At 72.5% G+C, this 26,390-nt stretch carries 26 protein-coding genes; 11 read left to right on the forward strand and 15 right to left on the reverse strand.

Translation table 11 applies throughout. The features are described 5' to 3' along the window. Nucleotides 1-2 precede the first annotated feature (2 nt). Both TAE01_RS05525 and TAE01_RS05530 read left to right on the forward strand, forming a co-directional pair. Nucleotides 3-800: a DUF4126 domain-containing protein gene (locus TAE01_RS05525; RefSeq protein ID WP_147064264.1), complete on the forward strand. Its 798-nt coding sequence runs from the start codon at nt 3-5 to the stop codon at nt 798-800. Nucleotides 801-937: 137 nt separating this feature from the next. Beyond that, a complete protein-coding gene (locus tag TAE01_RS05530; RefSeq protein ID WP_186815052.1) occupies nt 938-1,453 on the forward strand; it encodes a hypothetical protein in 516 nt (171 codons plus the stop codon). A gap of 170 nt (nt 1,454-1,623) precedes the next feature. On the opposite strand, the gene metF is transcribed toward TAE01_RS05530, so the two are convergent. Further along, on the reverse strand, nt 1,624-2,532 hold the full coding sequence (metF, locus tag TAE01_RS05535; RefSeq protein WP_147064266.1) for a methylenetetrahydrofolate reductase [NAD(P)H]: 909 nt from the start codon (nt 2,530-2,532) through the stop codon (nt 1,624-1,626). A gap of 107 nt (nt 2,533-2,639) precedes the next feature. Between metF and TAE01_RS05540 the strand changes: the two genes are divergently transcribed. Then, entirely contained in the window at nt 2,640-3,734 is a 1,095-nt protein-coding gene (locus TAE01_RS05540; RefSeq protein WP_246111159.1) for a polyprenyl synthetase family protein, read from the forward strand. A gap of 70 nt (nt 3,735-3,804) precedes the next feature. Here TAE01_RS05540 and TAE01_RS05545 read toward each other — a convergent pair whose 3' ends face one another. Next, on the reverse strand, nt 3,805-4,221 hold the full coding sequence (locus TAE01_RS05545) for an Rv2175c family DNA-binding protein (RefSeq protein WP_371860825.1): 417 nt from the start codon (nt 4,219-4,221) through the stop codon (nt 3,805-3,807). A gap of 421 nt (nt 4,222-4,642) precedes the next feature. Here TAE01_RS05545 and TAE01_RS05550 point away from each other — a divergent pair, with 421 nt between their 5' ends. The 3 genes from TAE01_RS05550 (at nt 4,643) to TAE01_RS05560 (ending at nt 8,607) form a co-directional block, all read left to right on the forward strand. Then, the gene (locus tag TAE01_RS05550) at nt 4,643-5,587 is read left to right on the forward strand and encodes a lytic transglycosylase domain-containing protein (RefSeq protein ID WP_147064270.1); all 945 of its coding nucleotides are present in this window, start codon (nt 4,643-4,645) and stop codon (nt 5,585-5,587) included. A 172-nt stretch (nt 5,588-5,759) separates the two neighbouring features. Then, a complete protein-coding gene (pknB, locus tag TAE01_RS05555; protein ID WP_246111160.1) occupies nt 5,760-7,700 on the forward strand; it encodes a Stk1 family PASTA domain-containing Ser/Thr kinase in 1,941 nt (646 codons plus the stop codon). Between the two features lie 7 nt (nt 7,701-7,707). After that, the gene (locus TAE01_RS05560; RefSeq protein ID WP_147064272.1) at nt 7,708-8,607 is read left to right on the forward strand and encodes a DMT family transporter; all 900 of its coding nucleotides are present in this window, start codon (nt 7,708-7,710) and stop codon (nt 8,605-8,607) included. A 67-nt stretch (nt 8,608-8,674) separates the two neighbouring features. Here the strand turns inward: TAE01_RS05560 and TAE01_RS05565 are convergent, their stop codons facing one another. The 5 genes from TAE01_RS05565 to TAE01_RS05585 form a co-directional block, all read right to left on the reverse strand. Then, on the reverse strand, nt 8,675-9,739 hold the full coding sequence (locus tag TAE01_RS05565) for a threonine aldolase family protein (protein ID WP_147064275.1): 1,065 nt from the start codon (nt 9,737-9,739) through the stop codon (nt 8,675-8,677). Nucleotides 9,740-9,742: 3 nt separating this feature from the next. Beyond that, the gene (locus TAE01_RS05570) at nt 9,743-11,071 is read right to left on the reverse strand and encodes a class II 3-deoxy-7-phosphoheptulonate synthase (RefSeq protein WP_147064518.1); all 1,329 of its coding nucleotides are present in this window, start codon (nt 11,069-11,071) and stop codon (nt 9,743-9,745) included. 191 nt (nt 11,072-11,262) lie between these two features. Beyond that, on the reverse strand, nt 11,263-11,955 hold the full coding sequence (locus TAE01_RS05575) for a response regulator (RefSeq protein WP_147064520.1): 693 nt from the start codon (nt 11,953-11,955) through the stop codon (nt 11,263-11,265). A gap of 14 nt (nt 11,956-11,969) precedes the next feature. Further along, on the reverse strand, nt 11,970-13,232 hold the full coding sequence (gene macS / locus TAE01_RS05580; RefSeq protein WP_147064277.1) for a MacS family sensor histidine kinase: 1,263 nt from the start codon (nt 13,230-13,232) through the stop codon (nt 11,970-11,972). Between the two features lie 4 nt (nt 13,233-13,236). Then, nucleotides 13,237-14,118: a lysophospholipid acyltransferase family protein gene (locus TAE01_RS05585; RefSeq protein ID WP_147064280.1), complete on the reverse strand. Its 882-nt coding sequence runs from the start codon at nt 14,116-14,118 to the stop codon at nt 13,237-13,239. A gap of 177 nt (nt 14,119-14,295) precedes the next feature. Between TAE01_RS05585 and TAE01_RS20450 the strand changes: the two genes are divergently transcribed. Next, complete coding sequence (locus tag TAE01_RS20450; RefSeq protein ID WP_186815053.1) at nt 14,296-15,006, forward strand: hypothetical protein; 711 nt, start codon at nt 14,296-14,298, stop codon at nt 15,004-15,006. On the opposite strand, the gene TAE01_RS05595 is transcribed toward TAE01_RS20450, so the two are convergent. From TAE01_RS05595 to TAE01_RS05610, 4 genes are read right to left on the reverse strand one after another with little or no spacing between them, the layout of a single operon-like run. Beyond that, nucleotides 15,003-15,677 carry an endonuclease/exonuclease/phosphatase family protein gene (locus TAE01_RS05595; protein WP_147064282.1) on the reverse strand — a complete coding sequence of 225 codons (675 nt, stop codon included), beginning with the start codon at nt 15,675-15,677 and terminating at the stop codon, nt 15,003-15,005. The two genes, TAE01_RS20450 and TAE01_RS05595, sit on opposite strands and share 4 nt — an antisense overlap. 39 nt (nt 15,678-15,716) lie before the next feature. Further along, entirely contained in the window at nt 15,717-16,685 is a 969-nt protein-coding gene (locus TAE01_RS05600; RefSeq protein WP_147064284.1) for an ROK family glucokinase, read from the reverse strand. Further along, nucleotides 16,682-17,272, reverse strand: coding sequence for a hypothetical protein (locus tag TAE01_RS05605; protein ID WP_147064286.1), 591 nt, complete (start codon nt 17,270-17,272; stop codon nt 16,682-16,684). Before TAE01_RS05605 ends, TAE01_RS05600 begins: the two co-directional genes overlap by 4 nt. A 6-nt stretch (nt 17,273-17,278) precedes the next feature. Further along, complete coding sequence (locus TAE01_RS05610; protein WP_147064288.1) at nt 17,279-17,722, reverse strand: SRPBCC family protein; 444 nt, start codon at nt 17,720-17,722, stop codon at nt 17,279-17,281. 220 nt (nt 17,723-17,942) lie between these two features. Here TAE01_RS05610 and TAE01_RS05615 point away from each other — a divergent pair, with 220 nt between their 5' ends. Further along, the gene (locus tag TAE01_RS05615) at nt 17,943-19,733 is read left to right on the forward strand and encodes an AMP-dependent synthetase/ligase (protein ID WP_147064291.1); all 1,791 of its coding nucleotides are present in this window, start codon (nt 17,943-17,945) and stop codon (nt 19,731-19,733) included. A 4-nt stretch (nt 19,734-19,737) separates the two neighbouring features. On the opposite strand, the gene TAE01_RS05620 is transcribed toward TAE01_RS05615, so the two are convergent. Together TAE01_RS05620 and TAE01_RS20455 are read right to left on the reverse strand one after the other, a co-directional pair. Then, nucleotides 19,738-21,087 carry a hypothetical protein gene (locus TAE01_RS05620; RefSeq protein WP_147064293.1) on the reverse strand — a complete coding sequence of 450 codons (1,350 nt, stop codon included), beginning with the start codon at nt 21,085-21,087 and terminating at the stop codon, nt 19,738-19,740. A 46-nt stretch (nt 21,088-21,133) separates the two neighbouring features. Then, nucleotides 21,134-21,412 carry a hypothetical protein gene (locus TAE01_RS20455; protein WP_186815054.1) on the reverse strand — a complete coding sequence of 93 codons (279 nt, stop codon included), beginning with the start codon at nt 21,410-21,412 and terminating at the stop codon, nt 21,134-21,136. A 272-nt stretch (nt 21,413-21,684) separates the two neighbouring features. On the opposite strand from TAE01_RS20455, the gene TAE01_RS05630 reads away from it, so the two are divergent. Next, nucleotides 21,685-23,529 (forward strand): DEDD exonuclease domain-containing protein, encoded by a 1,845-nt coding sequence (locus TAE01_RS05630; RefSeq protein ID WP_147064295.1) that lies wholly within the window; start codon nt 21,685-21,687, stop codon nt 23,527-23,529. A 4-nt stretch (nt 23,530-23,533) separates the two neighbouring features. Further along, nucleotides 23,534-23,818: an Lrp/AsnC family transcriptional regulator gene (locus TAE01_RS05635; protein WP_147064297.1), complete on the forward strand. Its 285-nt coding sequence runs from the start codon at nt 23,534-23,536 to the stop codon at nt 23,816-23,818. A gap of 120 nt (nt 23,819-23,938) precedes the next feature. Here the strand turns inward: TAE01_RS05635 and trpD are convergent, their stop codons facing one another. After that, nucleotides 23,939-24,988: an anthranilate phosphoribosyltransferase gene (gene trpD / locus TAE01_RS05640; RefSeq protein WP_147064299.1), complete on the reverse strand. Its 1,050-nt coding sequence runs from the start codon at nt 24,986-24,988 to the stop codon at nt 23,939-23,941. A gap of 3 nt (nt 24,989-24,991) precedes the next feature. Further along, nucleotides 24,992-25,462, reverse strand: a complete 471-nt coding sequence (locus TAE01_RS05645; RefSeq protein WP_147064301.1) for a PleD family two-component system response regulator — start codon at nt 25,460-25,462, stop codon at nt 24,992-24,994. Between the two features lie 214 nt (nt 25,463-25,676). Here TAE01_RS05645 and ctaE point away from each other — a divergent pair, with 214 nt between their 5' ends. After that, complete coding sequence (ctaE, locus tag TAE01_RS05650) at nt 25,677-26,339, forward strand: aa3-type cytochrome oxidase subunit III (protein ID WP_186815055.1); 663 nt, start codon at nt 25,677-25,679, stop codon at nt 26,337-26,339. Nucleotides 26,340-26,390: the final 51 nt, after the last annotated feature.

The raw sequence follows: 26,390 nt of genomic DNA on the forward strand, positions 1-26,390 counted from the left end.
TCGTGGGCGCCGAGCTCATCCCCATGGCCTTCACCACCGGGTGGGGCAGCGGCATCAACGCGTACGCCGTCGTGCTCGTCCTCGGGCTCGCCGACAAGATCTTCCACCTCGGCCAGATCCCCGACGCCCTGGCCCGCACCGACGTGCTTGTCGGCGCCGGCATCCTCTTCGCCATCGAGATGCTCGCCGACAAGATCCCCTACGTGGACTCCGTCTGGGACTCGGTCCACACCGTCGTGAGGCCGGCGGTCGGGGCGACCATCGGCTACCTCATCGGCCACGACACGGCGAGCCTCGACGCCGCGGTCGGCGCCGCGACGGGCGGCGTCACCGCCCTCATCTCGCACGGCATCAAGGCCGGCCTGCGCGCTGCCGTCAACACCTCCCCCGAACCCGCGAGCAACATCCTCGTCAGCACGACCGAGGACGTCACGGTCACGGGGGTCACGGCTCTGGCCATCGCCCACCCGTGGTGGGCCGCGGCCATCGCCTTCCTCCTCCTCGCACTCGGCGCCTTCCTCGTCTACAAGCTCGCCGGTCGGATCCGTCGCTACAAGCAGCGCTACGACGCATGGGGCGAGCGCCTGGGCATCTCCGCCCCGACCGGGCGACCAGGGCGACCAGAGCGACCCGGGCGACCAGGGCGACACGGGTGGCGCGACCCCGACCCGGGCACAGGACCCGGAGCCACGGCTCCCCCACCGCCGCGCAGCGAGGCCCAGAAGGACGCACGGGAGGACACACGACAGGACATGCGGCTGGACGCACGGCTCGACCGTCCCTTCGACCAGGAGACCTGACCGCCCCGCGCCACGAGGCCCACAGGTCGGCGCTCCCTTCACAGGACCTCCCCACCCTGACGAAGGGGCAGGCACAGGGCCACGACCGACGGTGGACACAGCTGGCACGAGGCCGGCCCATCGAAGGAGTGGAACGCATGAGGAACAAGACCATCGCGCTGGCAGGCGCCGGCATCGTGGCCGCATCGGCGCTCGCGCTCGGCGGCGCAGCCCTCGCGAGCGCGGACGAGACAGGCAGCACGGGCACCGCGACGACGGGCATCTACGGGCAGGTCGACGAGGGCTCCCGGGGCGGCCCGGGCCAGAACGGCAACGGCAACACCGACCCGAGCAAGCCCATGCGCTCCGACGAGAACCTGCTCACCGGCGACACCGCCGCCAAGGTGACGGCCGCCGCCAAGGCCAAGGAGACGACGGCGACGATCGAACGCGTCGAGACCGACTCGGACGGCGTCTACGAGGCGCACATGGTGCGCACCGACGGCACGCACGTCACGGTGAAGGTCGACGCCTCCTTCGCCGTCACGGCGGTCGAGGTGGGCGGACCCGGAGGCCCCGGCGGCCGGGGCGGCGACCACGACGGTGACGGCCCCCAGCAGGGCCAGACGCCCACCGCCCCCAGCGGCACGGCGACCCCGTCGAGCACCACCTGACCTGACTCGACCCGAGTCCCTGACCCACCCGGGCACCGAGCCTGCGGGCCTCGCGAACCGGACGGCCGGCCCTTCCCTGGGGGCCGGTCGTCCTCCGCGACGGCGCCGCACCCGACGTCACACGTCGGCGCCCGAAGACCCGACGCGGTCGGCCGGACCGGAGGTCCGTCTCAGAGGTTGCCGAACACCTCGAGCGTGGCCGACGAGCGGTTCATCGTGATGAAGTGGATGCCGGGAGCGCCCTCGTCGAGCAGGCGACGCGACGACTCGGTCGCGATGGCCATGCCCTCGGCTCGCACGCCATCCGCGTCGTCGCCGTGCCGCTCCAGCCGCTCGGTGACCGCGGCCGGCATCGGCTGACCCGCGAGCTCGGCCATGCGCGCCACCTGGCGGGCGTTGGTGATCGGCATGATCGCGGGGACGACCGGCAGCCGGGACCCGCGGCGGGCCAGCTCGTCGCGCAGCCGCAGGTAGTGGTCGACGTCGAAGACCATCTGGGTGATCGCGAACTGGGCGCCGGCCTGCTCCTTGCGGACCAGGGTCTCGGCGTCCTCGCTGATGTCGGACGACTCGGGGTGCCCGTCGGGGAACGCCGCGACGCCGACGGTGAAGTCGCCGAGCCCGCGGACCAGCGCGACGAGCTCGTCGGCGTGGTCGAGTCCCTCCGGGTGGGCCACCCACGGCTGGCCGAGCCCGCCCTGGGGGTCACCGCGCAGGGCCAGGATGTTGCGGACCCCGGCGGCGGCATACGACCCGACGATGCTGCGCAGCTCGGCGACGGAGTGGCCGACGCAGGTCAGGTGCGCCATCGGGGTCAGGGACGTCTCCTCGAGGACCCGCTGGGTCAGGCGCACGGTGCGGCCTCGAGTGCCTCCCCCGGCGCCGTACGTGATCGACACGAAGCTCGGCGAGACCTTCTCGAGGCGCCGGATGGCGTCCCACAGCTGCGCCTCGGACGCGTCGTCCTTGGGCGGGAAGAACTCGAAGCTGAAGGTGGGGGTGTCGGCCTCGATCATCGCCGGGATGGACCGCGTGAACCGCTCCGCCCGCGCCATCGAGGATGCCGTGCCGTGTGCCATGCCGCACACCATAGGCCGAGCGCGTCCGCGGTGCCCGGGCTGTTCACGGACACACCCGCGCGCCGCGTAGGCTGACCAACGATTCCCGCGACTCGATGGAGGACCCCGTGCAGACCCCCACCGACCTCGACGTGCTGCGCCGTCGGGTGCAGCAGGCGATCGACGGGCAGATCTCCGGGGCCACCCAGTCGCTCGCCGCGATCGGCGACGAGACGGCGCCGCTCGTCTCCGCGGTCACCGGGCTGCTGACGGGCGGCAAGGGGCTGCGGGCCGGCTTCCTCTACTGGGGCTACCGCGCCGCGGGTGGCGCCGACTCCGACGCGCTCGTGCGCCTCGCCGCGAGCATGGAGTTCTTCCAGGGCGCGGCCCTGCTCCACGACGACGTCATGGACCGCAGTGACACCAGACGGGGTATGCCGTCCGCCCACCGGGCGGTCGCCTCGCTGCACCAGGAGCGTGGCTGGGCGGGTGATGCCGACCGCTTCGGCGAGGGCACGGCGATCCTCGCCGGCGACCTGTGCCTGACCTGGTGCGACGAGCTGTACGCGACGTGCGGACTGCCCGCCGACGAGCTGGCCCGTGGTCGGCAGCTCTTCGACTCGATGCGCACGCAGCTGATGGGTGGCCAGTTCCTCGACCTGCTCGAGTCGGCGCGCGGCTGGGACGGGCTCGATCTCGACGCCCGGATCGCCTCGGCCCGCAAGGTGATCCGTTTCAAGAGCGCGAAGTACACCATCGAGCACCCTCTGCTCATCGGCGCCCTCGTCGGCGGCGCCCCCCACGGGGCGCTCGCGCCGCTGTCGGACTACGGCCTCGCCCTCGGTGAGGCGTTCCAGCTGCGCGACGACATCCTCGGCGTCTTCGGCGACCCCGAGGCCACCGGCAAACCGGCCGGTGACGACCTGCGTGAGGGCAAGCGCACCGTCCTCGTCGCGCACGCCCTCGATGCGGCGTCCGACTCCCAGCGCGACGTCGTCGAAAGCCTGCTGGGTCGCGACGACCTCGAGCTCGACGGGGTCGAGTCGATCCGGCAGGTGCTCGTCGACACCGGGGCCGTCGACCGGGTCGAGAGCCTCATCACGGACCTGGCCGACGACGCCTGCCGAGCGGTCGACCGGGCCAGGGACACCGGAGCCTACGACGCGTCGTCCCTCGACGTGCTCGAGGCCCTCGTGGCCGTCTCCACGGCACGCCGTTCCTGAAGAGGCCGCCACGAGGCACCCACCGGCGGTCGGCGAGCCCGGGGCGGGCTCACCGTCGGACGCGAACGGGTCAGAGCGCGAGCTCCTGGGCGCGCCGGCGGACCTCGGTCTTGAAACCGGCCAGGATCGCGTCGATGGGCGCGCCCTCGACGGGCAGCGTCGCGTCGGGGGTGTGCAGCCACGCGATGATCTCGTCGTCGTCCATGCCGCCGTCGGCGAGGACGGTGAAGGTGCCCCTGAGCTCAGGACGAGGGCCGGTCTCGTCGAGGAACTTCGCCGGGATGGCGGCGACCCGGCGCTCGCCGATGCGCGCGGCCAGGACCTCACGGTCGGCGATGAGCTGTCGCACGTGCGACAGGGGCACGCCGATCAGCTCGGCGGCGTCCGGGACGGTCAGCCACGTCCCCACCAGGGACTCGAGGTCGGGGACGTCGCGGTCGATGGACTCGTCGGACGTGTCGGGCTGAGGTGCGGGGGTGTCGCTCACGGGGCAAGAGTCTGCCACCGACGCCGCGCGGACCGCGCACCCGCCGGGGCGGCGGGCCGACGCGGACGTCACGGCCGGTGCCGCGAGCGCCGTCGGTGCGCCCGGTCAGCACCCCGTCGGCGCCTGCCGGTGGCCTCGCAGGTCGGCACGAGGGGTGACAAAAAGGTCGTGAATTACACCGCTGTATTTTTAGTTTAGTGCTCAATTGTGCGCTATCGTCACAGGCGCCACTTCGTTCACAAGGGTCCCACAGCGACGCTCAGGGCGAACGCAGCACCTCCAGACCCGCACGCACCTGCTTACCCCGGCTCCGCACGCTCCGCGGACCGGGAACCGTCACCGAGAACTCGACTGCCCCTTCCGAACGCCCCTCCACGCTCTTCGAACTCAGCTCGGGCCCCAGGAAAGGACTCCACGCCCCATGCCCTTCGCCGACGTCACCGCGCTCGCACCACCCGCCCACACCGCCGTCGCCCCCGTGGCCACGACGCCCTGGACGACCGTCACGGTCCGCCCCGGTGACACGCTCTGGCACCTCGCCATCGCGCACCGCTCGACGATCCAGGCGATCGTCGAGAAGAACCGCCTCAGCGGCGGCGGGGCCCTGATCATGCCCGGCCAGAAGCTGCTCGTGCCGGCCCGGGCCTCCGCGGTCAAGACGGCCCCCAAGCCCGGTCCCGCCACGCCGTCGAAGTCCTCCGTCAAGAACGGGGTCTACGTCGTGCGCTCGGGCGACACGATGGGCGCCATCGCGCTGCGCTTCGGGGTCTCCCTCACGAAGCTGCTCGCCGCCAACAAGATGAGCAGCACGACCGTCATCTTCGTCGGACAGCGGATCACCGTCCCCGGCACGGCGTCCTCGGCCACGCCCACCACCCCGACGCCTGCGCCGACTCCTCCGGCGGGCTACCAGTACCCGAGCAAGACGGCCCAGGCCGTCGCCGAGAGCAAGGCCAAGCTCTCCGCCACGTCCGTGCCCAGCCGCACCGAGACGACGGCGATGATCCGGGCCACGGCCACCCGCAACGGCGTGGATCCCAAGCTGGCGCTCGCCATCGCCTGGATCGAGTCCGGGTGGTACCAGCGCGCCGTGTCGTACACGAACGCCGTCGGCGTCATGCAGCTGATGCCGGTCGCCGAGACCTGGGCCTCCCAGCTCGCCGGTCGCTCGCTCGACCGCTACGACACCCAGGACAACATCACGGGCGGCGTCCTCATCATCCGGTCCCTGCTGGCCACGGCCGACTCTCGGGAGCAGGCCATCGCCGGCTACTACCAGGGGCTCTACTCGGTGCGGACCAAGGGCATGTACGACGACACCAAGCGCTACGTCGCCACCGTCCTCGCGGAGTACAACCGCCTCTGAACCACCGCAGGCCTCGAGCAGGGCCGGGGTTCGCAGCCCGTCGGCAGGCCGCGGCGCGGTCGACGGGTGCGGGCCCGACCGCCGGTCGGCCGCCAGCGAGGGGTCGGTCGGCGGCGGGCCGACGGGGCCGGCCTGCGCGGGATGACAGGGTTCAGCCCGTAAACTTCGCTCCGTGACGTCCAGCGTGGCGGACGCCCTCGTCGGTCGGGTGATCGACGGCAGGTACCGCATCCTCTCCCACCTCGCCGACGGAGGCATGGCCTCTGTCTACGTGGCGCTGGACGGACGCCTCGACCGCGAGGTGGCCCTGAAGATCATGCGCCCGGGCCTCGCCACCGACGACGTCTTCGTCGAGCGGTTCCGGGCCGAGGCGCGGTCGGCGGCCCGGCTCAGCCACCCCAACGTCGTCGCAGTCTTCGACCAGGGTGAGGACGCCGGCGAGGTCTTCCTCGCGATGGAGCTCATCGCCGGAAAGACCCTGCGCGAGGTCATCCACGAGGAGGCCCCGCTCACTGCCCGCGAGTCGCTCGCCATCCTCGAGCCCATCCTGCTGGCCCTGCGGGCGGCCCACACCGCCGGCATGATCCACCGCGACGTCAAGCCCGAGAACGTCATCGTGCGTCGCGACGGCGAGGTCAAGGTCGCCGACTTCGGTCTGGCGCGCGCCATCACCAACCAGGCGACGACGAGCCAGACCGGCGTGCTGCTCGGCACCGTCTCCTACCTCTCGCCCGAGCAGGTCGAGCGCGGCGTCGCCGACGTGCGCAGCGACGTCTACGCCGCGGGCCTGCTCCTCTTCGAGATGCTCACCGGCAGCAAGGCGGTCACGGGGACGACCCCGATCCAGATCGCGTACAACCACGTCCACGGTTCGATCGTCGCCCCCTCGACGCTCGTGCCCGCCGTCCCGACGGTGCTCGACGACCTCGTCGCCCGCGCCACCGCCCTCGAGCCGGACGACCGCTTCGACTCCGCGGGGGCGTTCGTGACCGCGCTGCGCGAGGTGAGGAGGGGGCTCACTCCCGAGGAGCTCGACCGCCGCGCCACCGGTGTCGACCGCGATCGCACCACGGCGCTGCCGACGGCCGTCTCGTCGACGACACGGCTCTCCCCCGTCACGCGCGTCGACGGCGCGGCCGCCCTGTCCGGCCTGCCGGTCCACGAGGACGGGCCGTCGCTCGAGCACACCACGGCCATGCCGGTCGAGCGACGCCGAGGCAGGGCCGGACGCCGGCGCTGGCCGCTCTGGATCGCGGCGGTCCTGCTCGTGGGTGCCGCCTCCTTCGGCGGCTGGTGGTTCACGGCCGGTCCCGGCGGATCGACCGTGGTGCCGACCGTCGTCGGCGAGCCGCTCTCCCAGGCCCAGGGGGAGCTGCAGCGGGCCTCGCTGTCCATGGACGCCGTCGAGGAGTTCTCCGAGGGCAAGGCCCAGGGTGTCGTCCTGCGCGTCGAGCCCGGCGCGGGCACCGAGCTCGGCAAGGACTCGACCGTGCGCGTCGTCGTGTCCAAGGGCAAGGAGAGGTATGCCGTCCCGACCCTCGTGGGAGTCAAGGTGGGCGACACGGGAGCTGCCTTGTCCCCGTTGACCCTTCGGCTCGGGGACACCTCGCAGGCCTGGAGCGAGACGGTGCCGGCCGGCACCGTCATCTCCCAGGACCCGGCGCCGGGGGCGTCGGTCAAGCGCAACACCCAGGTCTCGGTCGTCGTCTCCAAGGGCCGTCGGCCCATCGAGGTGCCCACCGTGACGGGTGCGTCCTTCGACGCAGCCTCGGCCACCCTCACCAAGGCGGGGCTCACCGTCCAACGCGGCACCGACGTCAACAGCGACACCGTGCCGGCCGGTCAGGTCGTGTCGCAGTCACCCGACAAGGGCACGCTCCACCAGGGTGACACCGTCACGCTCGTCGTGTCGAAGGGCCCGGTCATGGTGCCCGTGCCCAACGTCGTCGGCCGCTCGTCCGCCGATGCCGAGAAGGCGCTGACCGACCTCGGCTTCACGGTGAAGAAGGAGGCCGGACTCTTCGGTCCCGTCCTCGACCTCGTGCAGCACCAGAGCGTCAACGGCGGGGACTCGGCCCCGAAGGGCAGCACCATCGTCCTGACCGTCGTCTGAGGCGCGGATGACCGGTTCGGCGCGCTCGCGCCTCGCGACGATCCTGCTCGTGTCGCTCACGGCCGTCTGGGGCTCGACGTTCTTCCTCGTCCGGGACCTCGTCCAGACCCTGCCGGCGATGGACTTCCTCGCGGTGCGCTTCAGCATCTCGGCGGTCGTCATGGCCGTCGTCTTCTGGCGCCCGGTCCGGGCCCTCAGCAGGCGTCAGGTCCTCGTGGGGGTGGGTCTGGGCGTCCTCTACGGGCTGGCCCAGATCTTCCAGACGGTCGGGCTCGCCACGACCCCGGCCTCGGTCTCCGGCTTCGTCACGGGCACCTACGTCGTGCTGACACCCGTCTTCACGGCGGTGATCCTGCGCGAGCGCGTGCCCGGATCGACCTGGGCCGCAGTGGGGCTCGCGACCGGTGGCCTCGCGCTGCTGTCGCTCAACGGGCTGTCGGTCGGTGCCGGCGAGGCGATCACGCTGCTCGCCGCCGCGCTCTACGCCCTGCACATCGTGGGGCTGGGTCGTCACAGCGCGTCGGAGATCGCGACCGGCCTGTCCGTCGTGCAGATGGTCGTCATCGCGGTCATCTGCCTCGTCGGCGCCGCCCCCGGTGGCATCGTCCTGCCGCACACCCCGCGCCAGTGGGCCACCGTGCTCTACATGGTGGTCTTCGCGAGCATTCTCGCCCTGTGGGTGCAGACGTGGGCGCAGGCTCACCTTCCGGCCACCCGCGCGGCGATCGTCATGACGCTGGAGCCGGTCTTCGCGGCGTTCTTCGCCGTGACGTTCGGTGACGAGAGCGCGACGCTGCGCATGGTGGTCGGTGGTGCTCTCGTGCTGACGGCCATGTACGCGGTCGAGCTCCTGGCGCGTCGACGTCCGGGTGAGCTACCCGCCGAGGTCCTCCACCACGAGGTGTGACCCACTCGCTCCCGGCACCGAACGGGGCGTTCGGTGCCGAAGGCGCGTGGCCGGGTCGGGGTCGGGATCAGGCCGTGGGCGGTGTGCGGAGCAGTCCGGTGAGCACGTCGATCGCGGCGTCCGTGCCGGCGTCGTCGACGTCGAGGTGCCAGACGAGGCGCACGGCACCCGGCCCCACGGCATACGTCCGCACGCCCGCGGCGAGAGCGGCGTCCACGAAGGCGGCAGCGGTCCACCCGACCGACGCCACGTCGACGATGACGATGTTGGTCTCGATCGTCGCGAGGTCGACGGAGGCGGGAGCGGCCTCGGCCACGGCCACGGCAGCCCGCCGTGCGCGCGCGTGGTCGTCGGCGAGCCGGTCCACGTTGTGGTCGAGCGCGAAAAGCCCTGCAGCAGCGAGGATCCCGGCCTGCCTCATGCCTCCGCCGAAGCGCTTGCGCCAGATGCGTGACTCGGCCATCGCCTCGTCCGACCCGACGAGGACGCTGCCGACCGGGGCGCCGAGGCCCTTGCTGAGGCAGATCGAGACGGTGTCGAACTCGCGCCCGTAGTCGCCGACCGGCACCCCGGAGGCGACATGGGCGTTGAAGAGCCGCGCCCCGTCGAGGTGCATGGCGACGCCCCGGTCGCGCGTCACCGCACGGGCCCGGCGGATCTCGTCGAGCGACTGGACGGTGCCACCCCCGAAGTTGTGGGTGTTCTCGACGATCACGAGCGACGTGCAGACCTGGTAGGGCCCGACGCCGGTGATCATGAGCGAGGCGGCGTCGTCGGCGCGGAACCGGCCCCGCTCGGAGACCCAGGTGCGCGACGAGATGCCGGAGAGCACCGCTGCCGCGCCCAGCTCGGCCCGCACGACGTGGGCGAGGGAGTCGCCGATGAGCTCCTCCCCCGGCTTGACGTGCAGGCGCACCCCGAGCTGGTTGGCCATGGAGCCCGACGGCGTGAAGAGCGCCGCCTCGTGGCCGAGCATCCCGGCGACGCGCTCCTCGAGGGCGCGCAGCGTCGGGTCCTCGCCGAAGACGTCGTCGCCGACCTCCGCGCGCGCCATGGCGTCGCGCATGGCCTCCGAGGGTCGGGTCAGGGTGTCGCTGAGCAGGTCCGCCCGGAAGGGACTCGTCGTCGCCACCGATCAGGCCTGGCCGAGCATCTCGGCGACGAGGAACGCGAGCTCGAGCGACTGCTGGTGGTTCAGGCGCGGGTCGCAGACCGACTCGTAGCGCTTCTCGAGGTCGGAGTCGATGATCTTCTCCGCGCCGCCGAGGCACTCGGTGACGTCGTTGCCGGTGAGCTCGACGTGGATGCCGCCGGGGATCGTGCCGAGGGACTGGTGCACCTCGAAGAAGCCGCGCACCTCCTCGACGATGTCCTCGAAGTCCCGCGTCTTGTAGCCGGACGGGCTCTCGAACGTGTTGCCGTGCATCGGGTCGCAGATCCACGTCACCGTGGCGCCCGACGCCGTCACCTTGTCGACGAGCGCCGGCAGGGCGTCGCGGATCGTGCCCGCGCCCATGCGGGTGATGAAGGTCAGGCGGCCCGGCGTGCGGTTCGGGTCGACCTTGTCGATGAGGCGCAGGACCTCGTCGATGTCGGCCTTGGGCCCGAGCTTGACGCCGATCGGGTTGCTGATGCGCGAGACGAAGTCGACGTGCGCGCCGTCGAGCTGACGGGTGCGCTCGCCGACCCACACGAAGTGGCCGGACGTGTCGTACAGGCGTCCGGACCGTGAGTCGATGCGCGTCAGCGGGCGCTCGTAGTCGAGCAGCAGTGCCTCGTGCGCGGCGTAGAACTCGACGGTGCGCATGGCGTCGAAGTCCGCGCCACAGGCCCACATGAAGCGCATCGCCTTGTCGATGTCCTTGGCGATCTTCTCGTAGCGCTGGTTGGCCGAGTTGGCGACGAACCCGCGGTTCCAGTCGTGCACGTGCCGCAGGTCGGCGAAGCCGCCTGTCGTGAAAGCGCGCACGAGGTTCAGGGTGGCCGAGCTCGCGTGGTAGGCGCGGACGAGGCGCTGGGGGTCGGGGATGCGCGCGCTCTCGTGGAAGGCGAAGTCGTTGACCATGTCGCCGCGGAAGGCGGGCAGCGTGACGCCCTCACGGGTCTCGACGGTCGAGCTGCGCGGCTTGGCGTACTGCCCGGCCATGCGCCCGATCTTGACGATCGGGACCGACGCGCCGTAGGTCAGCACGGCTGCCATCTGCAGGATCGTCTTGATGCGGTCGCGGATGTTGTCGGCGGTCGCGGACGCGAAGGTCTCGGCGCAGTCGCCGCCCTGGAGGACGAAGGCCTCGCCGACGGCGGCCTTGGCCATGCGGTCGGTGAGGATGTCGCACTCGCCGGCGAAGACGAGCGGAGGATACGAGGCGAGGGTCTCGATCACCTCGGCGAGCGCGGCCGTGTCGGGCCAGGCAGGCTGCTGCTGGGCCTCGAGCTCGGCGGCGGCAGCCGTGAGGGCGGCCAGGGCCTCGGACCCGTCAACGGGTTCGAGGCCGGCATCGGCAGTGACGGTCCTCGTGTTCACCCCGTCAGCCTAGACGTCGCCGACGGGTGCCCCCGCACGGGTCCGCATCCCGAAACCTTCGCGACCCGCTGGTCCACCGAGGGCGTATGCCGTGTGGCGCGGACCGGCACGACCCGCCGCGTCGCCGTGGCTCAGGTCGGGTCGGTGAGGTCGAGGCCGCGCTCCATGGCGAAGCGGACGAGCTCGACGCGGTTGTGCATCTGCAGCTTGCCGAAGATGTTCTGCACGTGGTTCTGCACGGTCCGGTGCGAGAGGAAGAGCGTCGCCGCGATCTCCTTGTAGCCCATGCCCGTCGCGACGTACTTGAGGATCTCCGTCTCGCGGTCGGTGAGCTCGGGGATGGGGCGCTCGGGGCTGCCGCCGCCCTCCGCCTTGACGCGACGGAACTCTCCGAGCACCAGACCGGCCAGCCCCGCGGTGAAGACCGGCTCACCCGCCGCCGTGGCCCGCACGGCTGCGAGGAACTCCTCGCGCCCGGCCGACTTCACGAGGTAGCCGAGGGCCCCGGCCTTGACCGCGTCGAGCACGTCCTGGTGGTCGCCGCTCGCGGAGAGGATGAGGACGCGGGTCGAGACCCGGGCGGCGGCCAGTGCGGCGCAGACCTCGGCGCCGCTGAGGCCGGGGAGGTTGAGGTCGAGGACGAGCACGTCGGGCGCCGTGGCCCGGGTGCGCGCCACGGCCGAGCGCCCGTCGTCGGCCGTCGCCAGCACCTCGAACCCGGCGTCGGCGAGGTCGCGGGCCACCGCGTCGCGCCACATCGGGTGGTCGTCGGCCACGACGACGCGGATGTGCTCGGGCGGCGTGCTGCTCCCCTGCTGCGGCATGGCGTCCTGCTCCGTCACGGTGCTCCTCGTCCCCTGCTCCGAGCGTCCGCCTGCCTGTCGGCGCCGCGCTCCGGTTGACGACCATGGTGACGGCTCGGGTGCCGCCCCGTCCGTTGATTCGGGATCCGCATCTCCACGGTCGTGCCGCCGGCCGGACCGGACGAGACGGTGGCGGTGCCGCCGAGGTCGGCCAGGCGGCCGAGGATGCTCGAGGACACACCGAGGCGCCCCTGCGCCACGGCCTGCTGCAACCGTCCCGAGGGCACCCCGCGCCCGGAGTCGCGGATCGTCACCGCCACCTCGTCGCCGGCGTCGTCGAGCAGCACCCAGGCACGGGCGTCGTCGCCGGCGTGCTGGCGGACGTTGTCGAGGGCCGCCTCGACCGCCGCGACGACCTCGTCGGCCACGCGCCGGGGCAGCAGCACCGCGTCGGCGGGCGACACGAGCTGCACGCCGTCGCGCTCGACGTGGCGCAGCAGTCCGCGCAGGTCGGCGTCGCCGCTGACGGCTCGCCCGACCTCGGCGAGGTCGGTCTGGCTGACGAGGGTGCGCAGGATCCGCTCCTGCTCACCGGCCATCGCGCCGAGCCGAGCCGCCTCTCCCCCGAGGTCGCTGGCCCGACGGTTGATGAACGCCAACGTCTGGAGCACCCCGTCGTGGACCGTGCGTGCGAGCCGGTCACGCTCGGCGCGGGCGGCGTCGAGCCGCATCGCCTCGGCGAGCGCCTCGTGACTGGTGCGCGCGAGGTCGACGCAGTAGCCGATGCAGCCGCCGAGGAGGAGACCGAAGATCGAGTTGGTGACCGTGTTGGGCGTCGGCTCGACGACCTCGACGAAGGAGCTCGCGGCGACGAGCGACGCAGCGGCGAGGCCACCCCGCCAGCCGCGCAGGACGGCGAACCCGACGACGGCCGCCGTGGGCCAGATCGACGGGATGGTCTTGGCGCCGGCCGTGATGACCCCGGGGTCGTCGACGAGGCGCGTCGCGAGGATGGCCGAGCAGCCGATGACGAGCTCGATCGCGTAGGCCCGCACCGTGCGCACGGGACGCAGCGTCACCGCCAGGGTCCAGCCGGCGAGCACCCCGAGGACCGCCACCGCGAGGGCCGGGTGGGCTATCTGCTCGTGCCGCTCCCAGGTCGACCACGCGGCATACGCCAGGGCCAGCCAGCGGAAGACGTCGATGCCACGCCACAGTCCACGGACGATGACGTGCTCGTCGTCGAGGACCGCCCTCGTCGTCGCGGCGACGGCGGGCGTGGGTGCGTCGTCGGCCATGGCCTCAGGAGGCCGCCACGACAGGTGCGTCGCCGTCGGCGTCGCCGTCGGCGCGGTTCTCGTCGTCGCCGTCGTCTGCGCGGTCGTCGGTGGCGTCCCGCGACGGACGGGCCTTGCCCTCGGCGGCGTCCAGCGCCTCCTCGAGCTCGGGCGCGGCGCTCCCGGGCTTGGCGGCATCCTGCAGCTCACGCGCCTTGGCGCGCGCGGCGGACACGAGCCGGTCCTTCATCGACGTGGCGTACATGTCGACGTACTCCTGGCCCGAGAGGAGCATGAGCTCGTACATGATCTCGTCGGTGATCGACCGCAGGACGAAGCGGTCGTCCTCCATGCCCTCGTAGCGCGAGAAGTCGAGGGGCTTGCCGACCCGGACCCCGACGCGCATGATCCGCGGGATGACCTTGCCGGTGGGCTGCGCCTTGTCCGTGCCGATCATGGCGACCGGGATGACGGTGACCTTGCCCTCGAGAGCCATCCGGGCGACACCGGTGCGGCCGCGGTAGAGGCGACCGTCGGGCGAGCGCGTGCCCTCGGGGTAGATGCCGAGCAGCTCACCGCGGCGCAGGACCTTCAGGCCGGAGCTCAGGGCGGCGTTGCTCGCCTTGCCCCCCGAGCGGTCGACGGGGAGCTGCCCGACGCCCTTGAAGAAGGCAGCCGTCAGACGACCCTTGATGCCGCGACCGGTGAAGTAGTCGCTCTTGGCGAGGAAGGTGACCCGCCGGGAGACGACGAGCGGCAGGAAGATCGAGTCGGAGAAGGAGAGGTGGTTGCTCGCGAAGATCGCGGCACCCTCTTCGGGGATGTGCTCCTCGCCCTCCACCCAGGGGCGGAAGACGAGCCTGACGATCGGCCCGATGACGATCGTCTTGAGGAACCAGTAGAACAACCGTGTCCGCCTTCCGTCCGTGACGGCTCGAACTCTACGACACTCGCGCTCGCCCGGCGGGGCATGCGAGGATCAGTGGGTTCAGTCGCCTCCACCGAGGAGCCCCATCGTGACGGTCCCTTCCGACGCCGCAGCCCCGTGCCGGCTGTCCGCGCGACGGAGCTGGAGCACGCCGTCATGAGCGACCCCGACCTCGACGCGGAGTTCGCGCGCATCGTCGCCGGGTGGGACGCCGAGGCGCCCGACCCGCTGCCCCGTGCCACCGTGGCGGACGTCCGGCACGTCGCCGACGAGGGCGACACCGACCACGACACCGATCGAGGCACCGGCCAAGACGCCGACCGAGACACCGACCGCAGCACCGGCACGTCGGACGGCGGCGACGCCGCCCGCACCGACGCGCCGGACCCCCACCGGCCGGGCGGCCCCGCGCCCACGAGCGGCCCGACCACCCCCGGCACCCCTGCCGGCCCGTCCGGCCCCTCCGGCCCCTCCGGCCCCTCCGGCCCCTCCGGCCCCTCCGGCCCGCCGAGCCCGGCGAGCTCCTCGGGCCTGCTCGAGCTGCCCATCGCGCCGACGACGTCGCACGCCTGGCGCGGCAGCACCCCGCGTCGCGACGACGCCGACGACCTCGTGGCCGACGACGACCACTTCGTCCCGCCGTCGGACATCGACCTCCCGTCGGCCGAGACGGACCCGATGTTCTGGGCCATCGTCGGCGGCCTCGTGGGCGGTCCCCTGTTGCTGCTCTACGTGCTCTTCTTCGACCGCGACGGCAGCGACTGGTGGGTCGTGACCGCCTTGACGATGGTCGTCGTCGGTTTCGTCCTGCTCGTCCTGCGCGGCGGCAACGAGCGCGACCCGTTCGACGACGGCACGCGCCTCTAGACCGGCTGCGGCCCGGACAGGTCGAGGTCGACCCAGACCGGGCGGTGGTCCGATGCGGCCGCCAGGTCGCGTTCGTCCACATCGACCTCGGGGGCGCCGAGGACCACCAGGTCACGCCCGGCGAAGATCGCATCGAGCGTCACGGTCGGGAGGTCGGCCGGGTAGGTCGGCGTGGTCGCGGACGCGAGCGGGTGGCGCGCTGCGATGAGGGTGTGTGCCGCGCCGCCGGGCCCCTCGTTGAGGTCTCCCGCCACGACGGCCCGGTCGCCCACTCGGTCGAGGACGACCTCGGCGTGCCGCAGGCGCTGCGGCGCCCGCAGGCCGAGGTGCACGCTGACGACGGTGACGGGACGCGCTCGCGGACCGTCGCCGCCGAGCGAGACGGTCGCGGCGGCATACCCCCGCGTACGGTCGGGGAAGCGGACCCTCAGGCGACCGCGGCTGACGTCGTGGACGACCACCCTCGGGGCCGTGAGGACCGCGGTCCCACCCGTGCCGAGGCGCCCGCCCCTCCAGAGCAGGCGACACTCGCGCGCGAACGGTGGCAGCCTCAGCTCGGTCGTGAGCCGGCGCGGCACCTCCTGCAGGCACAGCACGTCCGGGGCCACGGCGCGGACCGCCCGAGCCGCCGCCGACCGGTCGTCGAGCAGGTCGTGCACGTTGTAGCTCATGACGCGCAGGACGTGCTGCGGTCGTGCGGGCGGCACGGTTCAGCGACCGGTGCGCGCCAGCTCCGCCGCCCCGATGAGACCGGCGTCGCTGCCGAGGACGGCGCGCACGATCCGGGCCTCGGGTCGGTAGCCACGGCCGGGCAGCTGGCGGCGGAAGGCCTCGCGCGCCGGGCCGATGAGCATCTCGTCCGCGGCGCTGACGCCACCCCCGATGACGAACAGGCCGGGGTCGAAGGCGGAGGCGAGGTTGGCCAGACCGATGCCGAGCCACTCACCGATGTCGGCGAGCAGCTCCCGGGCCGTCGGGTCTCCCTCGCGCGCGGCCTCCGTGATGAACGGACCCGTCAGGGCCGAGGCGTCGCCCCCGAGACGGGCGAGCAGGTCGGCCACGACGGGCGACCCGGCCTCGATCATGGCCCGCGCCTCGCGCACGAGGGCGTTGCCGCTCGCGTACTGCTCCCAGCACCCGCGGTTGCCGCACTCGCAGCGGATGCCCCCGGGCATGATCTGCATGTGGCCGAACTCGCCGGCGATGCCGTGGCGGCCGCGCTCGACGTGACCGTCGATGATGAGCGCCCCGCCGATGCCCGTGCCGAGGGTGATGACGACGACGTGCGACTCCCCGCGCGCCGCCCCGAAGCAGGCCTCGGCCCAGGCCGCGGCGTTCGCGTCGTTGTCGACGGTGATCGGCAGCTCGATGCGCTGGGTGAGGGCGTCGCGCAGCGGCTCGTTGCGCCACGACAGGTGCGGCGCGAAGACGACGGTGGCGCGGTCCTCCGCGACGAAGCCGGCCGCCCCGATGCCCACCGCGACGACGTCGTCGGGGTCGACCTGGCGCAGCAGCTCCTCGACCGACTCGACGATCGTGTCCTCGACCACGCGTGGTGAGGTCGAGCGGTGCGGGGTGTCGCGACGCGTGCGGTGCGTGATCGCCCCTGCCTCGTCGACGACGCCGCCGGCGACCTTCGTGCCCCCGATGTCGATGCCGATGGCGAGTCGTCTGGTCATGCGCTGTCTCCCGGTCGGGCTCGGTCCGAGGCGGATGCGGTGGGGGGTGCCGCCTGCCGGGCGGGCTCGTCGGCGGGCTCGTCGGCAGCCCCGGCCGGAGCCTCGGCGGGTTCCGGACGGGGCTCCGCGCGCCGCTCGCGCTGCGTCGTGGCCAGGTCGCGCAGGGCCGTGGCCGCGAAGCCGATGAAGTCGGCGACCCGGTCGATCGTGTCGGGGTTGACCTGCTGCACGAAGGCGATGAGCTGGCAGACCGGGCACACCCGGCACGCCGCCGGTGTCGTCCCTCCGCACGTGCACTCCCCGGGACTCGCGTCCGGACGGCCGCTCGAGCGGGTCCGCCCGCCGGAGTCGCCACCGTGACCGGCGTGCGGGCCCTGGCCGGCAGCGCTGTCGTGACCGTGAGGGGCGCCGTCGGACCCGTCCCCGTGGGACGCGGGTGACGGCATACCGGAGGAGCCCGCCCAGCTCCGCCGGGAGAGCAGGTCCACGAGGAGGGCGGCCTCCTCGGCGACGCTCCCCGGAGGTGGGGCGGCGGGAGTGGGCTCGGCCCGGTCGGAGGGCGCGGCGGGACCGTCGGTCGGGGTCACGGGCGGTCAGGCCTCGACGCGCTTCTTCAGCTCCTTGAGCGCGGTGTCGACGATGACCTTCTCCGCCTTGCGCTTGAGCAGCCCGATCATGGGGATCTTGACGTCGACCGCGAGGCGGTAGGTCACCTTGGTGCCGGCGCCGTCCGAGCTCAGGGTGTAGGAGCCGTTCATCGCCTTGAGGACCTGGGCCGAGACGAGCGACCACGAGACGACCCCGGTGCCGTCCTCGACGACGTCCCACTCGTAGTCGAGCACGTACGTGTCCTTGATGGCGCCGGCGTCGAGGGTGAACTGGACCTGGTCGGCCCATCCGTCACCCTCCTCGGCGAGGACGGCGACGTCCTTCACCTCGCCCGCCCACTCGGGGTAGGCCTCGAAGTCCGCGATGACGTCGAGCACCTCGCCGGGAGGGGCGTCGATGACGATGGAGGACTCGGTGCGATCGGCCATGCGCCGAAGGCTATCGCGTCGACCCCGTACGGACGGCCCATCGTCCGGCCGACGCCGACGCGCGTCGGCTGCGTGCCAAGATGGTGGCGAGGGCACCCCCTGCGCGACGCGCGACGAGCCCGGTCGGCGGCACACGGCCTGTGATCATCGTGACGTGGCCGTCACGGTTACCGATCGGTAAGGTGCAGCAGAGTCCCGACCCCCGCGATCAGGAGTGACAGTGAAGGACAACGTCGTCGCACCACTTGCCCCCGTCACGACGGAGGGAAGCCTCGCGGACCTCCCCGTGCGCAACGCGAAGGAGAACGCCGCCGAGACGGCGTTCTCGCGCAAGACCCCCTCCGGCGGCTGGACCCACGTGACGTGGACCCAGTTCGCGGACGACGTCGCCGCGGTGGCCCGAGGCCTGCTCGCCTCGGGCGTCGAGCCCGGGGACCGGGTGGCCCTCATGTCGCGCACGCGTTACGAGTGGACCCTCGTCGACTTCGCCGCGTGGACGGCAGGCGCCGTCGTCGTGCCGATCTACGAGACCTCCTCCGCCGAGCAGGTGCAGTGGATCCTCTCCGACTCCGACGCCCACGTCGCCGTCGTCGAGACCGACGCCCACCGCGCCACCGTCGAGCAGATCCGTGACGAGCTGCCCTCGCTCCGCGAGATCGTCACCATCGACGGCGCAGGACTCGACGCGCTGCGCGAGAAGGGCCGCTCGGTCCCGGACGCCGACCTCGCCGCCCGCCGAGCGGGCCTCGACCGCCGGTCCGTCGCGACGATCATCTACACCTCGGGCACCACCGGCCGTCCCAAGGGCTGCGAGCTGACGCACGGCAACTTCCTCGACCTCGCCGAGAACGCCATCGAGAAGCTCGGCCAGGTCGTGCTGACCGACAACGCCTCGACCCTGCTCTTCCTGCCGCTCGCCCACGTCTTCGCACGCTTCATCGAGGTGCTCTGCGTCGCCGGCCGGGCCCGGATGGGGCACTCGGCCGACATCAAGAACCTGCTCGACGACTTCGCCGGCTTCCAGCCCACCTTCGTGCTCGCGGTCCCGCGCGTCTTCGAGAAGATCTTCAACTCCGCGGAGGCCAAGGCGTCGGCCGAGGGCAAGGGCAAGATCTTCCTCCGGGCCGCGACGGTCGCGATCGCCTACAGCGAGGCCCTCGACGCCGGAGGTCCCGGCCTGGCGCTGCGGGTCCAGCACGCCGTCTTCGACCGGCTCGTCTACGGCAAGCTGCGCGCGGCGATGGGCGGCCAGGTGCGCTATGCCGTGTCCGGAGGCGCGCCCCTGGGGACGCGCCTCGGGCACTTCTACCGCGGCATCGGGGTCGTCATCCTCGAGGGCTACGGCCTCACCGAGACCACCGCCCCCGTCGCGGTGAACACCCCCGACCGGATCAAGATCGGCACCGTGGGCCCGCCCCTGCCGGGCACCGGCATCCGGATCGCCGACGACGGCGAGATCCTGCTCAAGGGCGTCGGCGTCTTCACCCGCTACCACGACAACCCGACCGCGACGTCCGACGCCATCGTCGACGGGTGGTTCCACACCGGCGACATCGGCGAGCTCGACGACGACGGCTACCTGCGCATCACGGGTCGCAAGAAGGAGATCCTCGTGACGGCCGGCGGCAAGAACGTCGCCCCCGCCGTGCTCGAGGACCGCCTGCGCTCGCACCCGCTCGTGTCGCAGTGCATCGTCGTCGGCGACCAGAAGCCGTTCGTCGCGGTGCTCGTGACGCTCGACGAGGAGATGTGGCCGCTCTGGGCCAAGACCCACGGCGTCGAGGGCGTCACGCTCGAGCAGGCGCGCACCCACCCGAAGGTGCTCGAGGCCCTCCAGGAGGCCGTCGACCGGGCCAACGACGCCGTGTCCAAGGCCGAGTCGATCCGCAAGTTCGCGGTGCTTCCCGGGGACTTCACCGAGGCCAACGGCTACCTGACACCGTCGCTCAAGCTCAAGCGCAACGTCGTCATGAAGGACTTCGGCGACGAGGTCGAGAAGCTCTACGCCTGAGGCGTCATCGCACGAGGCCACGCAGCCGCGCCTGCCACTGCTGCACGAGTGCGGCACGGGTGGTCCCCACGGTCGAGCGCAGGGCGTCGTCGACAGCCCCTTCACGGTCGTCGACTCGGTCGGTCGGCTCGACGAGCCCGCCCGCGGCGGCACGGTAGAGCCGGACGACGGCCTGGGTGCCGTACCGGTCGGCCAGGGTGCGCAGGGCCAGCAGTGACAGGCCGTATGCCGCAGCCAGGGTCTGGGTGCCGGGCTCGAAGTCCGCGTCGGCCGGCAGGGCTGCCGGCAGCCCCGATGTCCTGACGCGCTCGAGCGCCGGCGCGACGACGGTGGCCTCCGGCAGGTCGATCGGGTCGTAGGCGACGAGCTCGGCAAAGCCCTCGGACAGCCACACCGGCACGGCGCGGGTCGTCGAGGCCCGGACCGTGACGTGGGTCAGCTCGTGGGTCATGACGACGTCCCGGCCGTCAGGGCGCAGCGACGTCCACGCGCCCGGGACGAGGACGATGCGGTCGGCTCCAGCCGGCTGACCGGGGGTCAGCGGGCCGTCCGTCGCGGCGGCCACGCCCCGGAGGTCGTCGGCGGAGCGCCCGAGCAGGCGCGCGGCGTCGGCGTCCGTCGCCGGCGAGACCCACACGGCCGGCCGGGAGTCCCCCCAGACGGCCGCGACGCGCGACGCCGCCGTCCGCGCCCGCGCCACCACCTCGGCGACCCGGGAGGGCGTGCCGACGACGAGCGCGAGCGCGGTGGCCGACCGGCGCACGACGAGCCCGGCCAGGTCCCAGGGCTGCGGGCGGTCCGACGGGGCGGAGGCCGTGATGGCGAGATCACCGGGATGCGCCGGGTCGGCCCTGAAGGTGAGGTCGAGGTCGAAGGTCCGCGCCCCCCGGTCGAACCCCCGAAGGCGATAGGTGAAGCTCGCCCTCACGTCCCACTCGACCTGCGTTCCACGCGGGGCCGCCACCGGCTCGGTCACCTCACGGACACCAGTCACCTCGAGGTCCCCGGCCTGCATGGCGCGCATCCGGGCGAAGACGGCGGACTGGGTGGTGCGCAGCGACGTGACGGAGGCCCCTCCCAGGGGCGCCAGCCAACCGGCCTCGTCGCCCCGGTCCGCCGCGCCCACGCGGTCCCGGAGCAGCCGCGTCACCGCATCGGTGCGGGCGGCGGCCCATGCCTGCGGCGCGAGGTCGGCGACGGTCGGGACGGTGCGCGCGGCGTCCGCCGAGACCGTCCCGCGGGTCCCGGAGACAGGAGCCTGCTCCCCGGTGCACGCCCCCAGGCCGATCGCCACCGTCGTCGCGCACGCGACGACCGTCAGCCGTGCAGCGGCGCGACGACTCGGGCTGGACACGGCGTCATCGTGCCATGCGTCCGTGGCAGCAGGCCCGGCTCGCGGGTCAGACGGCCCTGCGGGCCCGGTGCGACGCCTGGGCCCGGTGGGCAGGGTCGGCCCGGTGGGCAGCAGGGACCACCGGGCGGGCCTCGGCCGGGTCGAGCTCGGCCCGGGCGGCGTTGGCCGTCGCCGTCGTCACGAGTCCAGCGGCCAGGAAGGCCGACACGGCACGCCGCTCGGCGCGGTCGAGCGCGGCGGTCGCAGGCTCACCGCCGTCGGCGTCGAGTCGGTGCGTGACGGCCCGCAGGGGGATCGTGGTCGCGATGTTCAGGGCGGTCACCATGCAGTCTGCGCAGTGGACGTCCCGCACCGGGCAGGTCTGGCAGTCGACGAGCATCATCTCGGTCCAACCCTTCGTCTCTCGTTGCGATCTGTCGTGAAAGACGCTAGGTGCCCCCACCGACAGTCCCTCCGCCCGACGCCGCGGACGCGACCGGACCGGCCCCCGGCATCCCGAGCGCCCTTGCGGCAGAACGGATGCCTGATCGGGGCACCACCTCGGCCCCGTCGCGCGCCTTCGCGGCCTTGTCGGCGGCCCGGCATAGCGTCGGGGTCATGCAAGCCATCCAGTCCACGTTCGACGACCTCGGCACCCCCCTTGCCGGCGTCACGTTCGTCGTCGTGGACCTCGAGACGACCGGCGGCACACCGGCGCAGTGCGGCATCACCGAGATCGGCGCCGTCAAGGTCCGCGGTGGCGAGGTGCTCGGCGAGTTCCAGACCCTCGTCAACCCCTCGGAGCCCATCCCGGCGTTCATCTCCGTGCTGACCGGCATCACCGACACCATGGTCCGCGACGCACCTCGCATCGACAGCGCGCTCCCCGCCTTCCTCGAGTTCGCCGCAGGCAGCGTGCTCGTCGCGCACAACGCCGGCTTCGACATCGGCTTCCTCAAGGCGGCCGCGGCACGCACCGGGGCGGGGTGGCCCGGCTTCCCGGTCCTCGACACCCTGCAGCTGGCCCGCCAGCTCGTCGTCCGGGACGAGTCGCCCAACCACCGGCTCTCCTCCCTGGCCCAGGTGTTCGGCTCGCCGACCACGCCCGACCACCGCGCCCTGCACGACGCCCGCGCCACCGTCGACGTGCTCCACGGCCTCATCGAGCGCGTGGGCAACCTCGGGGTCCACACGCTCGAGGAGCTCTCCAGCTACAGCTCGCGGGTGACGCCGTCCCAGCGCCGCAAGCGGTTCCTCGCCGACCCGCTGCCGAGCGCGCCGGGGGTCTACCTCTTCAAGGACGGCAGCGACCGCGTCCTCTACGTCGGCACGAGCCGCGACATCCGCACGCGCGTGCGCAGCTACTTCACGGCGTCCGAGCAGCGCAGTCGCATGGCCGAGATGGTGCGTCTCGCCCACGTGGTCCACCCGGTCGTGTGCCAGACCTCCCTCGAGGCCCAGGTCCGCGAGCTGCGGCTCATCGACGAGCACAAGCCGCGGTTCAACCGCCGATCCAAGAACGCCCGCAAGCTCGTGTGGGTCAAGCTGACGCAGGAGCGCTTCCCGCGCCTGTCGATCGTCAAGCAGGTCAAGGACGACGCGGCGCACCACATCGGCCCGTTCCGCTCGCGCGTCACGGCCCAGTCGGCCATCGACGCGGTCCACGAGGTGGTGCCCCTGCGTCAGTGCACCGGACGGCTCACCGGTCACGGCACCGCCTGCGCGCTGGCCGACATGGGTCGCTGCGGCGCCCCGTGCACCGGTGCCCAGTCGGAGGACGACTACGCCGTGGTCGTCGCCGAGTGCCAAGCGATCTTCACCGGAGACGCCCGTCCCGGCGCCGAGCTGCTGCGGTCGCGGCTCGAGGAGCTCGCCTCGCAGGAACGCTTCGAGGACGCCGCCCGCGTGCGGGACCGCTTCCTCCAGCTCGTCCGGGGCGCGGCGCGGGCCCAACGGCTCGCTCCCCTCGTCCGCTCCCCCGAGATCGTCGCCGCACGGCGCAGCGACGTCGGCGGCTGGGAGCTCGTCTCCATCCGCCACGGACGCCTTGCGGGCACGGCCGTGAGCCCCCGGGGAGCCGACCCCATGCCCTTCGTCCGGTCCCTGCAGGCGACGGCCGAGGTGGTCCCGGCGCCCACCCCGGAACGCCCGTCCGCTCTCACCGAGGAGACGGAGATCCTGTTGCGGTGGCTCGAGGCGCCGGGCGTGCGCATCGTCGAGCTCGACGGCTCCTGGACGTGCCCGGTCGGTGGCGCAGGCTCGGTGCGCAGCGAGCTCGAGCCGGCAGTGGCGTCGGCCCACGACGTCATCGGCTTCGACCACGACGTGCCGAGCCCGGCCGGACGCGCAGGCGCTGCCGTCGGGACTCCTGCCGGTGTCGGACCCGGTCGACACGGCGGCCGGCCGGGGACCGGCCGTCGGGGCGGCGGCCTGCGTCGGACGGGCGAGCCCCGGCTAGGCTGACCCCGTGATCACCGCCATCGTCATGATCAGCTGCGAGGTCGACCGGATCCCCGAGGTCGCCGAGGCCGTCGCCGACATCGCGGCCGTGTCCGAGGTCTACTCGGTGACGGGCGACGCCGATCTCATCGCCATGGTGCGGGTCAAGGCGCACGAGGAGTTCGCCGACGTCATCGCCGGCCGGCTCAACAAGGTGGAGGGCGTCGTCGGCACCTCGACGCACATCGCCTTCCGCACCTACTCCTCCCACGACCTCGAGGCGGCCTTCAGCCTAGGCCTCGAGGGCGAGTAGCCCGAGAGCGGTCCGCAGCGGGCACCTGCCGGGGCCCGCTCGAGTGAACACTCAGCTGAGGGCGACCTGCGCCCCTGGTGACCGGCAGGACCGGGCGACCCGTCGGGCCCTGGCGACCGGTCAGCCGCGGGTGGCGGTCACCCAGCGCTCGACGAGGGCCGTGGCGGCGCCGCTGTCGATCGCCTGAGCCGCCCGCGCCATGCCCGCCCGGAGGTCGGCGTCGAAGTCGGCCTCCGACGGACCCGAGTCCGGCTGGGTGACGGCCAGCGCGATGCCGGCGTTGAGCAGGACGGCGTCGCGCACCGCGCCCGTGGCGCCGGCGAAGACGTCGGTGACGACCCCCGCGTTGTGCGCCGCGTCGCCGCCCCGCAGCTCCTCCAAGGGGTGGCGCTCCAGCCCGAGCCGCGTGGGGTCGAGCGAGCGTTCCGAGACGACCCCGTCCCGCACCCACCACACGTGCGTCGTCGTCGAGACCGTGACCTCGTCGAGTCCGTCGTCGCCGCGGAAGACCGCGGCGTCCTTGCCCCGGTCGGCGAAGACGCCGGCGAGGAGCGGCGCCATGCGCGCGTCGGCGCAGCCGACAGCGGCATACGTCGGCTGGGCCGGGTTGGTCAGGGGCCCGAGGAAGTTGAACGCCGTCCCGATGCCGAGGTCACGCCGGGGGACGGCCGTGTGCCGGAAGGACGGGTGGAAGGTCTGCGCGAAGCAGAAGGTGATGCCGGCCTGCGACGCCACCTCGACGACACGCTCGGGCGGCAACGACAGGTCGACGCCGAGCGCCTCGAGCACGTCGGCCGAGCCGGAGGACGACGACGCCGCACGGTTGCCGTGCTTGACGACACGGACGCCGGCGGCCGCGGCGACCATCGAGGACATCGTCGAGATGTTGACGGTGTGCGCCCGGTCGCCACCGGTGCCGACGATGTCGAGGCTGGGGCCGGGGACCTCGATGCGCTTCGCGTGCGCCAGCATCTGCTCGGCGAGGCCGGTCATCTCCTCGACGCTCTCGCCCTTGGCGCGCAGGCCGATGAGGAACCCGGCGACCTGGGAGGGGGTGGCCTCGCCGCTCATGATCTGACCCATGCACCACTCAGCCGTGGCTCGGTCGAGGTCGTGACCGGAGATGAGGTCGCTGAGGACCGAGGGCCAGGTCGTCGTCTGCGACGCCATGCGTCAGGCCGTCGGCACGCCCGAACGCGCGAGCGTGGCGATGGCCGACGTCAGCGCGATCGGGTCGAGCGGGTGCGGGACGGCCAGGTCGGCCTGGGACCAGGCGGCGAGCCAGCTGTCCTGCGGGCGACCGGTCAGCACGATGATCGGCGGGCACTCGAAGATCTCGTTCTTGAGCTGGCGGGCCAGGCCCAGGCCCCCGACCTTGGCCGCCTCTCCGTCGAGGACGAGGATGTCGAAGCGCTCGGCCTCGACGGAGCTGATGACGGCGTCCGCGGTAGCGCACTCGTGCCAGCGGACCACCTCGACGTCCTTGGCGGGACGACGGCCGACTGCTGCGCGCACCGCGTCGCGGGTCGTGAAGTCGTCGCTGTAGAGCAGCACGCTGACCCGTGCCACCGGACGCTGCGACCCCGAGGTCGTCGAGATGGCGGTGGACGGGGCCTGCGCTGCGCTGTCGTTCGAGGCGGTCATGCGCCCGATGCTACCGGGGTCGAGCGCGGCGCAGCGCACCGACCTCCCACCCGCAGGACAGCGGTGACGAGGGTCGTGGGAGGGTGTTCCCGGACGGCCTGCGGCACGGCTGTTCAGGGTTCGTGTCGGTATGGTCACGAATCCTCTACACCCGCGCGAGAAAGGGCCCCGTAGCGGGGGGTCCCTCGCACAGCCGGACAGGAATGTGGGAATAATGTCCAACGTGGCGACAGCATCGGCAGTTCCTTCAAGCACCGTGGCGAGCCCGGCCCATCACGGCCCGGCGACCCGCCCCAACATGGTTGCCGTCGGCACCATCGTGTGGCTCTCCAGCGAGCTCATGTTCTTCGCGGGTCTCTTCGCGGTCTACTTCCAGCTCCGGTCGGTCCGTGGCGACCTCTGGGCCATGCAGACCGAGAAGCTCAACCTCCCCTTCGCGAGCGTCAACTGCCTCGTGCTCGTCATCTCCTCCGTGTGGTGCCAGCTCGGCGTCTGGAAGGCCGAGCGTGGCCAGAAGGCCCGCACCGGCAAGCTCCTCGACCTCAAGAGCTGGGGCATGCGTGAGTGGTACGTCCTGACCTACCTCTTCGGCGCCTTCTTCATCTCCGGCCAGGTCATGGAGTACTCCGAGCTCGTCCACGAGAACATCACGCTGAGCTCCGACGCGTACGGCTCGGTCTTCTACATGGCGACCGGCTTCCACGGCCTGCACGTCACGGGTGGCCTCATCGCCTTCCTGCTCATCATCGCCCGCACCTTCACGACGCGCCGCTACACCCACGCGAACGCCACCGGCGCCGTCGTGACGTCGTACTACTGGCACTTCGTCGACGTCGTGTGGATCGCACTCTTCGCGACCATCTACATCCTGCGCTGACCTCCGGCATGAGCTCACGCCCCCACCCGAACCCCACCTCCATGGACGACA

This window comes from Terrabacter aerolatus, assembly GCF_007991735.1.
Lineage (GTDB): Bacteria > Actinomycetota > Actinomycetes > Actinomycetales > Dermatophilaceae > Terrabacter > Terrabacter aerolatus.